The sequence below is a fragment of the Tunturiibacter gelidiferens genome, assembly GCF_013410115.1.
Classification (GTDB): domain Bacteria; phylum Acidobacteriota; class Terriglobia; order Terriglobales; family Acidobacteriaceae; genus Edaphobacter; species Edaphobacter gelidiferens.
Genome location: NZ_JACCCV010000002.1, coordinates 93,163 through 108,058 on the forward strand (window position 1 = coordinate 93,163; position 14,896 = coordinate 108,058).

15 protein-coding genes are annotated in these 14,896 nt (G+C 58.8%); all 15 read right to left on the minus strand.

Annotated elements, in window-relative coordinates; genetic code table 11:
* Positions 1 to 182: 182 nt before the first annotated feature.
* Positions 183 to 1,628 carry a flagellar hook protein FlgE gene (locus HDF12_RS12465; protein WP_179583857.1) on the minus strand — a complete coding sequence of 482 codons (1,446 nt, stop codon included), beginning with the start codon at positions 1,626 to 1,628 and terminating at the stop codon, positions 183 to 185.
* Between the two features lie 83 nt (positions 1,629 to 1,711).
* On the minus strand, positions 1,712 to 2,176 hold the full coding sequence (locus HDF12_RS12470) for a flagellar hook assembly protein FlgD (protein WP_179583859.1): 465 nt from the start codon (positions 2,174 to 2,176) through the stop codon (positions 1,712 to 1,714).
* Between the two features lie 45 nt (positions 2,177 to 2,221).
* Complete coding sequence (locus HDF12_RS12475; protein ID WP_179583861.1) at positions 2,222 to 3,955, minus strand: hypothetical protein; 1,734 nt, start codon at positions 3,953 to 3,955, stop codon at positions 2,222 to 2,224.
* Positions 3,956 to 4,023: 68 nt separating this feature from the next.
* On the minus strand, positions 4,024 to 4,506 hold the full coding sequence (locus HDF12_RS12480; protein WP_179583863.1) for a hypothetical protein: 483 nt from the start codon (positions 4,504 to 4,506) through the stop codon (positions 4,024 to 4,026).
* A 3-nt stretch (positions 4,507 to 4,509) separates the two neighbouring features.
* Entirely contained in the window at positions 4,510 to 5,850 is a 1,341-nt protein-coding gene (locus tag HDF12_RS12485) for a FliI/YscN family ATPase (protein ID WP_373563924.1), read from the minus strand.
* Complete coding sequence (locus tag HDF12_RS12490) at positions 5,847 to 6,587, minus strand: FliH/SctL family protein (RefSeq protein ID WP_179583865.1); 741 nt, start codon at positions 6,585 to 6,587, stop codon at positions 5,847 to 5,849. Before HDF12_RS12490 ends, HDF12_RS12485 begins: the two co-directional genes overlap by 4 nt.
* Positions 6,568 to 7,656 carry a flagellar motor switch protein FliG gene (gene fliG / locus HDF12_RS12495; RefSeq protein WP_179583867.1) on the minus strand — a complete coding sequence of 363 codons (1,089 nt, stop codon included), beginning with the start codon at positions 7,654 to 7,656 and terminating at the stop codon, positions 6,568 to 6,570. Before fliG ends, HDF12_RS12490 begins: the two co-directional genes overlap by 20 nt.
* Positions 7,656 to 9,446 carry a flagellar basal-body MS-ring/collar protein FliF gene (gene fliF, locus HDF12_RS12500; protein WP_179583869.1) on the minus strand — a complete coding sequence of 597 codons (1,791 nt, stop codon included), beginning with the start codon at positions 9,444 to 9,446 and terminating at the stop codon, positions 7,656 to 7,658. Before fliF ends, fliG begins: the two co-directional genes overlap by 1 nt.
* A gap of 32 nt (positions 9,447 to 9,478) precedes the next feature.
* Positions 9,479 to 9,814 carry a flagellar hook-basal body complex protein FliE gene (fliE, locus tag HDF12_RS12505; protein ID WP_348641529.1) on the minus strand — a complete coding sequence of 112 codons (336 nt, stop codon included), beginning with the start codon at positions 9,812 to 9,814 and terminating at the stop codon, positions 9,479 to 9,481.
* A gap of 77 nt (positions 9,815 to 9,891) precedes the next feature.
* Complete coding sequence (gene flgC, locus HDF12_RS12510; protein WP_179583871.1) at positions 9,892 to 10,419, minus strand: flagellar basal body rod protein FlgC; 528 nt, start codon at positions 10,417 to 10,419, stop codon at positions 9,892 to 9,894.
* A 3-nt stretch (positions 10,420 to 10,422) separates the two neighbouring features.
* Positions 10,423 to 10,791, minus strand: a complete 369-nt coding sequence (gene flgB / locus HDF12_RS12515) for a flagellar basal body rod protein FlgB (protein ID WP_179583873.1) — start codon at positions 10,789 to 10,791, stop codon at positions 10,423 to 10,425.
* A gap of 391 nt (positions 10,792 to 11,182) precedes the next feature.
* On the minus strand, positions 11,183 to 12,583 hold the full coding sequence (locus HDF12_RS12520) for a sigma-54-dependent transcriptional regulator (protein ID WP_257025645.1): 1,401 nt from the start codon (positions 12,581 to 12,583) through the stop codon (positions 11,183 to 11,185).
* A 5-nt stretch (positions 12,584 to 12,588) separates the two neighbouring features.
* Positions 12,589 to 12,852 (minus strand): hypothetical protein, encoded by a 264-nt coding sequence (locus HDF12_RS12525; protein ID WP_179583875.1) that lies wholly within the window; start codon positions 12,850 to 12,852, stop codon positions 12,589 to 12,591.
* On the minus strand, positions 12,839 to 13,582 hold the full coding sequence (locus HDF12_RS12530; protein WP_179583877.1) for a response regulator transcription factor: 744 nt from the start codon (positions 13,580 to 13,582) through the stop codon (positions 12,839 to 12,841). Before HDF12_RS12530 ends, HDF12_RS12525 begins: the two co-directional genes overlap by 14 nt.
* Positions 13,583 to 13,745: 163 nt before the next feature.
* Positions 13,746 to 14,795: an alpha/beta fold hydrolase gene (locus HDF12_RS12535; RefSeq protein WP_179583879.1), complete on the minus strand. Its 1,050-nt coding sequence runs from the start codon at positions 14,793 to 14,795 to the stop codon at positions 13,746 to 13,748.
* Positions 14,796 to 14,896 lie beyond the last annotated feature (101 nt).

The window sequence follows — 14,896 nt, forward strand, 5'->3', positions numbered from 1 at the left end:
CAAGCGGGTGGCCAGTCCAGCGTTCGCTAACATTAGCGATTCTTCAGGATCGTCGCCGCAAGGCTCATCCCGCAGCCCTCGATCCATGCCAAGGAGAAAGAACAGTCGAGGCGGCCAGCCGGTAGAACCCCTCTTCCGGGTCCCGCACCCGCTAAGCCGCCTCAACCTGCTTCAGGAAAATGCTACCGAACCATCGCGATCACATCCTGCGAGATCGTATCGAAGGTCGTCACCGTCTTCGAGTTGGCCTCGAACGCTCTCTGCGCAACAATCAGATTAGAGAACTCTGTCGAGATATTGACGTTGGACTGCTCGAGTGTACTGTCATCCACGGCACCGCGCCCGCCAGTTCCGGCCACACCTGCAACCGCCTGCCCCGAGGCCCCAGTCGTCTGGAAGTTATTCCCCCCGACCGACACCAATCCCTGCACGTTGGCAACATTCGCCACCGCAACCTGGCCGATCGTCTCCGAGTTGCCGTTGCTGAACTTAGCTTGAATCACGCCACTGGGGTCTACGGTGAATCCCGTATAGTTGCCGCTCGCAAACCCATCCTGAGGAGTCGCCCCGTTGCTGTTCGCAGACGCCAACTGGCTAATCAGCGGGGTTGTGCCGGCGCCATCCAGGTTCCAGTTGAAGCTGAGATTGCTCGCTCCATCTGCCAATCCCGTAAACGTAATCGGACCCGGAACCGTACTCACTGGACCAAGGTTCGTCCAGACAACCTGATTGGCTCCCGCGTTATCGGTTGTAGTTGATCCTGGTGCCGCGCCCCAGACCGGGGCCGCGCCCCCGGTAGTGCCGGTGCCTGAAATCGAGGTCACCTTCTCCAGATTGCCGTTCGAATCAACGACAGTGCTTCCGACGGTCACCGCAGTAGAAGTCGGCCACGTTGGCGTCGTCGGCGTCTGCGGAGGAATCAGATTCCCCGACGTGTCGAAGCTTAGAGTCCCCGTCGCGTTCGCCGATCCGGCTGCATCGCCCGCAGGCAGTGTCACAGAGTAGCTCCAGGTGTTCGTAGCGGTTTTGTCATAGGTAATCGTTGCCTGATGGCTCTGACCGAGCGAGTCAAAGATCTCTACCGGCGTCGTAAACGTTGTGCCAACCGTTGCTCCAGAGTTCAAGTTAGCTGTCACTGAAATATTCTGTGTTGCCTGCGCTCCTTCGGTGGCACCCACCGGAAGCGTAATCGGCTGCGGATTGGTGTTGGTGTTTACCACGCCAGCCGTCGCCGGATAGCCCAGAACAAACTGACCGTCCTGAGTAGTCAAACTTCCGTTATTGGCCACCGTGAAGTTACCCGCCCTGGTCAGTGACTGCTGACCGTTCTGCTCCACGATGAAAAAGCCATTCCCATCCAAAGCCATATCGCTCGTATTCCCATTGGCATCCGGCAGAAGCGTTCCCTCACTGAAGTCAGTACTCGTCGAGCCGACCTTGGTTCCCGATCCAACCTGAATCGGATCGCCCGCTCCCGACTCTCCGAGCTGTTGGTGGAACAGATCTTCAAACGAGGTGGTCTGCCCTTTATAGGCAACTGTGTTAAGGTTCGCCAGATTGTTTCCAATCGTGTTCAGCGCCGTCGAATCAGCTTCCAATCCTGACAGTGCAATCGAAAAATTTCCCATCGTCTTCTCCTTGGTCTTTCTGTTTGTCGTTCTGCTGATAGCGGTCCGCTCTCAAGGAACGCTACGGACTGTCAATGTTTGTCTTAGCTCGCGGTAGAGCCGCCCCATATCGCGTTCTGTCCCGGAATCGTCTGCAGACCCGATGCAGCATTCGCACTCGCAACTGCGGCAGCCGCGTTCGAGCCCGATCCGGAGCCAGAGCCAGAACCGGAAGAAGGTGACACTGCACCATCCAGTGTCCCAATCCCTTGATTAATCGAAATCAGCTGTTCAAGGCTATTCACCTGTGCCAACTGCGTAATGTATTGGTTTGGATCCGTCGGCTGGGTAGGATCCTGATTTTTCAACTCGCTGACTAGCAGAGTAAGAAAGTCCTGCGACGTAATATCGGACGAACCAGCCGAGGAACTGCTCGCACTACTCGGACTACTGCTTGAATCTTTTGGCGTCGCCTTTACCGCCGCGCTTCGCGGAGCCAGAGCCGAAGCCACTGTTCCCGCTGCTGAACTCCCTGATCCTGCAATCAAATTTCCCAAAGACCAATCCATTGTTCCTCTCCTCGTGTCTTATGTTGCTGAAACTAATTCCCTCGGTTATGCCCTAACGCTTAACCAGCTTCCACCGCTCCCATACGTCGCCAGCGGTAACGTCCCATCCTCATCAACTCCGTGCAAACCCTGATAACTCGTAACGTCTTTCGCACCCCCCGCAGCCGCCTTCACAGAGCCCTGTTGTTGTGCTCCTTCATTGCTCTGCCGCGGCGTCTGCCCGCTCCCTCCACTCGCTGGTCCAACAGGGGTACCGCGAGACTCCGCCCCCGCGCTCGCCGTTGGATGAACGACAACCGTGTTCACCGCAACCTTCTCCGACTGAAGATAAGCCGTCAGCGATGGAAGCTCCCGATGCAGCATCTCCTGACTCGCCGCCGACGGCGCCGACACCGATGCGTTCACCACCCCGCCGTCCGTAATCTCTGCCCGAACCTTCAACCACCCATGTGTTCCATCCGGGATACCAACCTCAAGCGCCGTTGGAGTCGCAGACAAGGTTCGCGGCATCGGCTCTGTGGATCGTGCGACACTACCCAAGCCATCCTGCTCTCTCAATCCATTCGACAAGCTCGTTGTAGAGGTGCTGCCTCCTCCGCCGGGCAGCTTCGCTAATCCCGTGACAAACGACGTTGCCGCTCCTGCCGTAGCATCAGCTCCCGGCGCCGGTGCATGAACCGTTGCCACAGAAGGCTCGCCAGTCAACCGTGTCTTCGTATCACTGTCACCTCCCGCACTCGCCGCTACCACCTGCAATCTCTCTCCTTTCGCATCGGGTTTCGCCGGTGCAATCGAGTCGCCTGGAGCTGCCACCGTTGTCTCACGATCCGAAACGGAGGTCTTCGTGTCATGCACAGAATTCTCGCTGGCCGACTCGTTGGTAGGCGCAGACAAAGGCGTAACCCCGAAGGATCTGCTTGTCATAGGAGCGCTGCCAGAGCCTAATCCGCTCTTGTCGCCCTCAGGTTTGAGTGTGATATTCGAAGTCGCAACGGGCGCGACAGGCACACCCATCACAACAGGCACAGCCGTATTATGGCCTGCGGTCGGATTGGACGACGGGACAACAACTACATGCGTCGATTTCGTATCGTTGGCTATCGGAGGCACTGTTGCGGCACCGCTCTTCGCAGCCGCAGCAGTCTGAGAAGGCTCTCCCTCCTGCGTCTTCGTTGCTGTCTTCTTCACCGGAGCAACTTCCTGGGTCTTGCCCGATACCAGGGTCTCTCTCTGAGCCACTGGTGCCTGAACATTAGACATCTGAATCTGACTCTTGCCCGCTTGATGCTCCAGTGGTATCGCTTCGTCCGCCTGCAAGGGATCGGTCGAGGCAACGTAAGGAGCCGCTGGGGTCTCAGCCTCGTTCTCTTCCGTGTTCACGGGAAGTTCGGCAACCTGCGTCTCTGTATCTTTTGTCTTCGTCTGAACCTGCGTCCCCGCCGCGGTCGCAGTATGCAATGGCACAGTCTTTCCTTCATGGATGTCTTTGTTCTCAACCAGGGCTCGTATCTCCTGGCCGCCGCCCGCCCTTGCCTTAGCAACGTTCGCCAAGTCGGGCATGTCGATCAGGTTCTTCGCGGTTGATTCCATCTTTCCATTCGACGTATCGGTTGGCGTCGCAACCATGGAGTCTTTCGCCAAAATTCCAGGAGCGATCTCTACGCGAGCATCGAGGGTCTGCGCGAACGTCGGCCCTTCGAGCTGCTCTATGTCGTGAGCAACCGTCTGCTTACTGCTCTGCTCTGCACCCATAGCCATCAGAATCGCCGTACTCATCATCTCGGTCCTCGCCCATCTCCTGCGACTGGTGCAAATGCAATCCACGTTCCAAACTCGCCGCGAAATGATTAGGAGGCCTTCATCTGCTCACCCTCTTCTGCCTTCTCCTTCGCGTCGGTCCATCGCCGTCGCGACAGAAATAGATCATCGGAGGAGGATTGCACCCTTCTGCCCTCTTCGATCGCCGCCCGCGCCTCCATCTCTTCAAAGACACGTTTCATCTGTTCTTTCTTCAATCGGCTCGCGACATACTGTTCTCTCGCTGCATCACTCAGCTCCTGGCGCTCCACACGAATATGTTCCAGCTTCTGCCGCCTCCACCCCGCGGTCTCCTGTTGGGTTTCGGACATCATCCAACCCACACGATCACCCACGGTCAATGCTTCACGCCCATCGATACGAGCCGTCTGCGCCACACTTTGCTCTACCGAAATCGCCTGCTGTGCCTCGCGAACAGCTGTTGTCAACCTTTGCAACTCGGTCGAGTGCATCTGTTCGACTGCGGCGTACAGGTTCATCAATCGCTGTAGGGTCTCTAAACGTGTCGACATTCTCTATAGCTCCATCGCGTTCAGCCGTGCCACACTCTCCTGCATCGTCACGCGCTCGTCGCTTCCCTGTTCAAGAAATGCACGCAAGGCCGGCATCGCCCGAACCGCCCGATCCAGGTCCTCATCGGTCCCTGCCTTGTAAGCTCCAATGCGGATCAAATCCTCCGACCGCGCATGTGCCGCGAGCAGTCTTCGCACCTTCGAAGCCTGCGCACGATGCTCCGGCATAGTCACCGCAGGCATCAACCGGCTTAGCGAATCCAGCACGTTTACGGGCGGATACCATCCACTCGCTGCCATCGACCGCGACAACACCACATGTCCATCCAGCAGCGATCGCACCGCATCCACCACCGGATCCTGCTGGTCGTCACCCTCCATCAACACCGTATAAAACGCCGTAATACTCCCGTTGCGGAAGTTGCCCGCGCGCTCGACCAGCTTCGCCAGCTTTGCAAACACCGATGGCGTATACCCCTTACTAGCCGGAGGCTCTCCCGCCGCAAGTCCCAGCTCTCGCGCCGCCATCGCATACCGCGTCAACGAATCCAACACAAGCAGAACATGCTTCCCGCGCGCCGCATAGAACTCGGCCACAGAGGTCGCCGCCATCGCCGCCCGCATCCGTAGCAAAGGACTCTGATCCGACGTCGAAACCAGCACGACCGATCGCTTACGCCCTTCCTCCCCCAGCGAATCCTCCACAAACTCCCGCACCTCGCGCCCGCGTTCCCCCACCAGCCCGACCACCGTAAGGTCAGCCGCCGTGTTCCGCGTCATCATCCCGATCAACGTGCTCTTGCCCACACCCGAACCGCCAAAGATCCCCACTCGCTGCCCGCGCCCAACCGTCAACATCCCATCCAACACGCGGAGGCCCGTCTGCAACGGCTCTCGAATCGGCTCACGCTCCATCGGATGCGGCACAGTACCATCGAGAGGCCACATCTCTACCGCCCTCGGCGTCGGCAGCCCATCAAGCGGAGCCCCCAAAGCATCGACGATCCGTCCTTCCATCTCCGTCCCTACGGCGATCTGCGGTGTCACTCCCATCGCCAGCACCGCATCCCCGTATCGAATTCCTTGTGTCTCCTTCAAAGGCATCGCCAGCACATGCCGTCCGCGAAATCCGATCACCTCGGCTCTATGCCTCTGCCCCTCGCTATCAACAATCTCGCAGCACTCCCCCACCGAACACAGTGGACCCTCAGCCTCCACTGTCTGCCCATTCGCCTCCACCACTCGACCACTCCACCGCCAGGCCGGCCGATGTGCCAGCTGGGTCATATAGGTGCCCAGACCGATAGAATTCACATCCACCGTGCGCTGTGCGTCGTTGCTCATGCCGGCCTCTGCTGCATCAGATCGAAGAAGCCTCGTTCAATCTCCTCCAACTGCGCACTCACGCCCAGCTCCACTCTGCCAACGTTGGTTTCGAGCACACATTCACCAGCCACCAGCCGCTCATCTCCCACCAACTTCAGAGCAGACTCCTGATTCGCAGCAAATACCCCCTGCCACATCTCGACCTCGCCGGCAGGCACGCGCAGCACTACCGCACTATCCTTTGCAACCTTCTCGAGCGCTACTCTTACCACGCCTGTCAACAGAAGTGGATCAAGCTTCGCCTCACGATGGAGTACCCGTGCAGCGATTGCCAATGCCAACTTAACGACCTCACCCTCCACTCCGGCAAAATACCTCGTCCGTTCCTGGAAAAACTCCTCTTCAACTTTTTGCAGTTGCGAGCGCTCCTTCGCAATCCTCTCCTCAAGCTCGGCCTCCCACAAAAGACGAGCCTCAACCACCGCCTCACTCCGCGCTGTTCCAACCTGTGCCGACATCTGCTCCGCCTGCGACCGCAACCGTCCGTCCAGTGCCTCTTCTTCCTTCAGCAAAGTCTCCACATCAACAATCTTGTCCTCTGTCACGATCTCTGCAGCGGGCTCCTGCCGATCCACCGGATAAAACTCAAGCCGCGAAACGCTCCTGGCACTTGGCTTCACCAACCTCTCCGGCAACCGCATTGCAGCGCTGCGGACTGCATCTGTCCCGGCGTTCTCAGACGGCGAGATCATCATCCACCTCCATCTTCAAGATCATCCTGCCCTCGCTCTCGAGCTGCCTTGCCAATGCCAACAGCTCCTGCTGCGCTGCGTTGACGTCTCGCATCCGTACCGGCCCCATCACCTCCATGTCCTCCTTCAACATATCGACCGCGCGCGAACTCATCGCCTTGAACAGATGAGCCTTCACATTGTCCTTACCACCCTTCAGCGCCATCGCAAGCACCTTCTTGTCGGCAGAACTTACGAACTCGCGAATACTCTCCGCCGGCACCGTGCAGAGGTCTTCGAAGACAAACATCAGCTCCCGTATTCCAATCGCCACCTTCGGCTCATTCTGTTCGATCTCTTCCAAAATTCCGCGACTCTCGCCCTGGTCCAACCGGTTCAACAGCTCCGCGACTGCCTTGAAACCCGAATAGGATTTCCGCCCGCTCGACCCCATCTTCTCCATTCGCTTGTGCAAAGCCATCGCAACCGTCTGCGCCATCTCCGGCGAGAACTGCCGCATCTCCGCCAAACGTCGCACCACATCCACCCGCATCGCTCCCTGCAGATTCATCAACACCGTCGAGCCTCGCTTGGCATCCAGGTGCGCCAGCACCAGCGCCACCGTCTGCGAGTGTTCGTTCTCTAGAAATTTACTCAGGTGTTGTGCGTCCATATTCTGCAACATCGCCATGTCGCCGTTCGTACGTTCGCGAATCTTCTTTACCTGTTGCAGCAGCTCCTCTGCCCTGGTCGCCCCAAATGCCTCCGTCAGCAACTTGAGCGCGTAGTCCGGGCCGCCGCGAACCATGTACTGCTGCGTCTCCAGCAGTCCGTAAAACTCCGTCAGCACCTGCGTCAACTGCGCAGCCGGAACATCTCCCAGCCGCGTAATCTCCTCGGTCACCCGGCGCACATCCGTCTCCGAAAGACTCAGAAAGAGCGTCTTCGCCAGTTCATCCCCGATCGCGACCATAAGGATCGCGGCCTTCCGCAGTCCTGGAATATCCGCCGGCACAAACCCCGACTCCGGTGTCAACAGCAGTGGATTCTGCCGCATCGTCTCTGCTCCTGAAAACTGCATCGCTGTCCCCATTACGACCTCTCCTCAGACGTCCCAATCCATGCCTCGATCAACCGCGTGCTCTGCCCCGGCTCCCGCCGAATGTGCTCCGACACCTGCTCAAAGATTCCCTGCTGCAACTGGTAAGTCTTGTTCCTGGCTCGCGGCAGCATCTCGTCCGGAGCTTCACTCGAGGCCAATAGTTGCTCCTCGTCGTTGTTCATCCCAACGTGTCCGGTATCGGCTGGCAGCAGCATCGGTTCACGCAAGGTCGCTGTCATCTGGGTCGCCACGGGACGCAATACAAACAGCACCAGCAACACGCCGCAAAGCCCAATTACCGCCGTTCGCATTAGTCCTGGCTGCGTATGCAGCAACCCGCGCACCTCTTCCATCAGCCTGTCCATCGTTGGCGGCTTCACCTCAGGCGCGTTCGTGCTGAAGCTCACGTTCTGCATCACCACCTGGTCGCCGCGGCGCGCGTCGTATCCAACCGCGGCCTGTGCCAGCTCCTCCAGCCGATGCATCTCCTCCGCGCTGCGCGGCTTCCAAACCACATGCTCCAGCTTCCCCGCGCCTTCGGTCATGCTCCGATCATTCACCACGACCGCAGCCGACACACGCCGCACCCGCCCCGGCCCCTGCTCCGTATGCACCAGATGTTTTGTAACTCCATAGGTTCCATTCTCCTGATGGATGCTCTGCCCTTGAGCTCCATTCTGCTGCGGATACACCGGCAACGCCTGGGTCTGCTTCTGCAGCAGCGGTGGAGTACCCGGCGCAGCCGCCACCTGCGATCCCGCCACCGCACCCTCAGGCGACGCGCCAGGCGAATTACTTGCCGTCCCAGGAATACCCGAGGGCCCTCCCCGCCCAGTCGATACCTGTTCGCTCTTCTGCATACTCAACGTCGCCACTTCAGTCGGGTCGTAAACCTCGTCGGTCCGCTCCTCGCTGCCTTCGTCGTAACTCACATTCACCGTTGCCCGCACATTGTCGCGTCCAGCCAGCGGCTCCAGCATCGCGACCAGCTTCGCCTCCATCGCCTGCTCCGCATCAGCTTCTGCCGCATTGCTCGAACGCGGCTTGAAGTTCACGCGCCCATCCGCATCCACCAGCGTCACCTGGTCCGCACTCAGATTCTCCACCGACCCCGCCACCAAACTGCGGATCGCATCGGCCTGCTCCGGATCAAGCGCCGCCCGCTTCAGCTTCAACACTACCGACGCCTTCGCCACCTTCTCTTCCGCTGTAAACAAGGATGGCTGCGGCAGCACAAGGTGCACACGCGCCGACTTCACCACTCCCAGCGTTCCAATCGTGTGTTCGAGCTCGCCTTCCAAAGCACGCTGATAGTTCACCCGCTCATCGAACTCACTACCCACCCAGTTCGGCTTGTCAAACAACTCAAAGCCAAGTCGCCCGCTCTGCGGCATTCCTTTCGCAGCAACCTCCATCCGAGCCTTATCCAACATATCCGCCGGCACCTGGACCCCAGCACCATCCGCCGTCGTCTCGTACGGAATCCCCGCCGCCGCAAGCTCCTGCGAGACCTGTTGCACGTCCTTCCCATCGAGACCGTTGAACAGCACGCGCCAATCCGGACGCCCCGCCAACCAGACCATCCCAGCGCACACAGCCGCTAGAAAGACTCCAGCCGCAATCAGCCACGTTCTCTTCGCCGCAGGCATCGCCATCAGCCGCTCACGCATCGCCGAAACCATCGCCTGCGTCTTCTCGAGCGGTGTACCGCCAGCCACACCAGCGCCGGCTTGTCCCGCTCGTTGAATCCCCGCCCCGCCAACCTGTTCTGTCTCAGCCATCTCGCCCCAGCGTCTCTCTGAACTCTAAGTTCCTAAAACTGCATGCCCATCATCTGCTGATAAGCGCCTACTGCCTTGTTTCGCACCTGCAGTGCCAGTTCAAACGCCATATTCGCCTTCTGCGTCGCAATCATTGCGTCGTGAACCTCAACACCCGAGCCATTCAACAATCCGGTCACGGCCTCCGACGCCTTCTGGTCGAGCTTCGTCGTCTCCTTCACCATCGACTGCAACACCCCCGCAAACGGCACGCTGCCCGCGCCCCCTGCGTTCGACGCCGCAACCCCGGCGTCACTCAGAAAGCCATCATCGAGGCCCCCCATCCCCACTCCGCTCATCACTCCGGAACCAACAGGTAATCCGACCACAATCCCTCCCTCTCCTTCTTATCTCTTCTCTGTCTTCACGCCCTGCACGATCGCCTTACTTCACCTACACTGGCTCTTTACTTCAATAGATCAAGCGAAGAGTTGAAGATGCTCTTCTCCGCCGTAATCGCCGAGGCATTCATCCCATACGACCGCGTCGCCCCCATCAGATCCACCATCTCGGTCAGCGGGTTGATATCCGGATACGCTACAAATCCATCCGCCCCCGCATCCGGATGCGAGGGGTCATACCGTTCGAGCGGCTTACTTGCATCTGCGATCACACCAGTCACTTCAACTCCGCCCGGCGTCGGATTGGCAGCCGTCAGATCACCACTCAAACCACCGCTGATTCCACCGGTGTAGATATTTTTGAAGCCACTCCCAGCACCAACGCTCGAGCCACCGCCCAACTGGTTTGCCATCGACTCCTGAAACGTCCCGCCACCCTGGGCTTCAAACACCACATGGTGCCGCTGATACGGCCCGCCCTCAGGCGTCCGTGTCGTCTCGGCGTTGGCCATATTCGAAGCCACCACCTCAGCCCGTACCCGCTCGGCCTTCAACGCCGAACCACTCACATCCATCACTCCGAAGATATTCATGGCTTATTTCGAATCCATATGAATTGCGCTCATCACCGTCGCAAACTCGCCCTTCAAAAGCTGCGTCCCCAGCTTGAACTGCATCTGCGCCTTAGCAAGCTGCAAGCCCTCGCGGTCCATCGACACGTTATTTCCATCCGGCCGTGCCACCAGTCCATCGACATCCTGCATCGGAGCCTGCACGCCCTCAAGACCCGCCGCGCCCGCGCCATCGTTCAACTGCTGCGCAAACACCTCTTCGAAATCGAAGCCCTGGGTCTTGAACCCAGGCGTATCCACATTCGCCATATTCCTGGCAGTCCCCTGCATCTGCTGACTGGTCAGATCCAGATATCGTCCCAACGCGTCGCCCATCGCTGTCGTCGTCTGCATATGTCCTGCACCTCCACGCCATGACATATGCAGTCGTACGACCAAACAAAAGCGCTCTCAAATGAGAGCGCTCTTATCAATCTCCAACTCCGAATTGTCTTTCAGCTCAAGACTGCTGCCTGGAAACGAAGCGCAATCCGACGGTCTAAAAATAAAGCTCGAAATCGTGGCGCATCTTCTGCCGCGCAAAAAGTGACTGCTAAAACACCACGTTTACCACGCACCTCACCACGTCTTCACCACCAAAACTTCACGACGAAAACCTAAATTTTCCCAGAAACCCCACAAAAGCAAGGTCCTCATCCACGAAGGAAATATTCACCTTACCGTAGCGATCCAGCGCAACCAGCCTCAACTCCGAGCTGCGCGTTCTAACTTCAAATCTCTGGACCTAGCTTCGAGTAGCTCGCCGGAAACGAATCTCCTCCTCCCCAATCTCCATCTTGTCACCTGCCAGAATCGCGCCACGCTCGAGCACATGCATCAACTCCCGCACATTACCTGGCCAGTTATGCTCATACAGCTTCGCCTCCGCCCCGGTTGTCAGCCGCTTACGCGGCATCTCCTGACCCATCTGCTCCAGAATGTGCTCTGCGAGCAACCCAAGATCCTCCATCCGATCCCGCAACGCTGGCACCTCCACCGGGAAGACAGCCAGCCGATGGTAGAGGTCCAGCCGAAACGTTCTCTCCGCGCCAGTGCTCGTAGCCAGCTTCTCCAACGGTTGATGCGTCGCCGCGATCACCCTCACATCCACGCGCATCGTCTCGTTATCGCCAACCCGCTGCAACTCGCCACACTCCAGGAACCGCAGCATCTTCGCCTGCAGCGCCATCGGCATCTCACCAATCTCATCCAGAAAGAGCGTTCCCCCATGTGCCGCTTCAATCCGTCCGGTTCGCGACTGCACCGCCCCAGTAAAGGCTCCGCGCGTATGTCCAAACAGTTCAGCCTCCAGCAGAGCTTCAGGAATCGCGGCGCAGTTCAACACAGCAAACGGCTTCCCAGCGCGCTCGCTCAGGCGATGTAACGCCCGCGCCACAACTTCCTTCCCGGTTCCCGTCTCTCCTTCGATCAGCACAGTCGTTGACCGAGGAGCCACCAGCCGAATCAACCGCGTCAGTTCGCGCATCGGTTCGCTCGCACCAATCATCTCAGGCAACATCGCCTCGTTCTTCGCTACAGGCCGCGTTGCCTCCTCCCGCCCCAGCAGAACCGCAAGCGCCTGCCGCGTCGACTCCAGCCGAACCTGCTCTTCTCTCTCCCGAGCTTCATCCTGTCCAACATCTTTTCGTACCGGAGACGGCATCCGAATCGGCGCCTTCGCTCCCACACCAGAGGCAGAGGCTGCCGGAGCCGGCGAAGGCACCGAGACCGGAGCCGCCGCCCAAGCCGCCGTATCGTTCACCGGAGCGTTCTGAGCCTCTCGTAACGCATGCAGCAACTCATTACGCCGTGGACTCCGCGCTCCGCCATCCACACCGCCATCCACCCGAAGCAGCTCCATCGCTGGATACATCATCCGGATCACGCTCGCGAACTCCCCCACCTCAAGATCCGGCAGCCAGCTATCGACCAGCAGCGCCTCTGAACGTGCGTCCTCAAGCTGCGCCATCGCCTCCGCCCCTCCACTGGCCTCGCGAACCTGCCACCGCAGCCCCGTTAGAGAAGCACGCAGCCGTTGCCGCAACCCCGCATCCGCACTCGCCAACACCACCGTCCGCGTAGCAGCCGCCTCGGCTGCATCCATATTTGACAATGAGTTCAACACCGACTCCCGTCCCATGCCCATCTCCGTCACCCTATCCTCTCGTCGTTCGTATCCGCCTTCACCTGCTGCAACATCGTCCTCATCGTTCCAACCGTCTGGTTCAACCGCACACACTCTTTCAAAGCCTCTCGAATTGCCTCCAGCATCGCATCCGGCTCTCCGATCATCTCGCCCATCGCCAGCCTGCACTGCAACACCGTCAACGGCTGGCAAAGACCGTGCAACGCGACATCAAGGCGCTCCACAAACTCTGCGCGACCTGCCTCTTGCACCAGCTCACGCACCGGCATACGCCGCACTCACCGGAAGCACGCCAACCCGGCCCACACTCTTGCGCCCGCTACTCATCCGATAACCCTCTCCCCGCACCGTCTCGATGACCGAGTACCCCAGGTCGCCATCCACACTAGCCGCCGCCAGCTTGCGCCGCAGATAGTTAATGTAAACATCCACCACATTGGTCCCGGCATCGGGAGACATCTGCCACACATCCCGCAGCAGCTCGCTCCGGCTGCAGCACTGCCCACGCCGCATCAGCAAAAACTCCAGCAGGCTGAACTCCTTCACCGTAAGATCCACCAGCTGTCCATTCCGCATCACCTTGCGCTCCATCCGGTTCAGCTCGACGTCGCCATGCCGCAACACCGGATCGGCAAACTGCTCCCTCCGCCGCAGCAGCGCCCGGCACCGCGCCGTCAGTTCATGAAAGCTGAAGGGCTTTAACAAGCAATCATCCGCGCCAAGGTTCAAACATTTGATCCGCTCTTCCACCGAGCTGCGGCCAGTCAGCACCAGCACCGAGGTCTCATCGAAGCGCCCGCGCATCTCCTCCAGCACTTCGGTCCCATCTTTTCGTGGAAGACTCAGGTCCAGCACGATCAAGTCCGGACGATGTTCCTCCGCGTGCCGCAACCCGGCCTCGCCATCTCCCACCCAATCCACCTGGTGTCCCTCCAACTTCAGACCCTTCTGGAGGAACAATCCCAGTGCTGCGTCATCTTCCACAATCAAAACTCGCATTTCGTGTCTCCCAAGGCACAATCAAGATCTTCAGGTCATCACACTCAACCGAAATCACATTACCGTTTCGGTTGCGTGTTATTACACTGGTGCATCCGACCTGTCCTGACAAGACTTCTTCGCGAAGTTTTCTGTGACCGATTTCAAAATGGGAATAGCCGCGTCACTGCGCCAAAAACCGCTCCACCCGTAACGACACAGCTTCAGCGTCACAGTTCATGATCAAGTGCGCGCAGCTTCCCGCCGAAATATACGTCTCCGCCCCAACAGCCTTCGCCCACTCCAGCGCAGGCTGCGGAGTGACCATTCGATCCTCCGCCGCCACAATCACCAGAAACTTGACCGGCACTCCCCGCGCAACCTCGTCGATCGTTCTTCCATGCAGCACATCATGATGCATAATCGCCTTCGCCTGCCACACCCTGTCATTCGCATCTTGTCGTTGCGGCGACTCCACCATCTTTATCCACTCAGCAAACCGCCCCCTCGGCACCTCGGCATTTCTATACTGCGGTGCGCTCACCATCAGTGTCCCAATCGCGTTAGCAAGCTTCAACTGTGGCTCCGTCACATACCGCCCATGCATATACTCCGGGTCCGCCTCAATGGCGTCGATCACAATCTGCTTCGACAGCAGATCAAAACTCGTCACCTGCGGCGTCCCCACAATCGGCACTGCACGATCAATAAACTTAGGAAACAGAACCGCCCACGCAAACACCTGCTCTCCGCCCATCGATAGCCCAACTGCGGCGTGCACATGATGCACATGCAGCACCTCCGTCAACACGCGATACTGCGCCCGCGCCATATCCTCCATCGTGAAGACCGGAAACTCCGTCCCATGCTGTCTCTTGCTATTGGACGGCGACGAAGAAACCCCATCCCCGAAAGCATCGAACGCCACCCCAAAGAATCGCGACGTATCCACCAGCCGATGTCCTGTGTTTTTCCCGCCGAAGTAAGGAATCAGATCTTCACTTCGTCCATTCAGCCAGGACGGCATCACCACGACATTTGACCCATCAGCATTCATCGCACCGAAGGTGCGGTACCCAACCTGGCAATCCAGCACCACCTTCCCGCTCTCCAAAGGACAACTACCCAGCTCCGCGATCTTCTGCGCACGCTCCTGCGCCCGCCCCACCGAGACCATCAGCGCCCACACCATCGCCAACCCAAAGATCCGAATCCAACCTTCCTTAATCTTCATGAAATCAGCATATCTCTCGCTCTTGCCCCAAGCCGCGTGCGACCGCTTCGAATACCTCCCGGAAATAAATCTCTAAACCACCTTGCAATTCGCTTTTTATT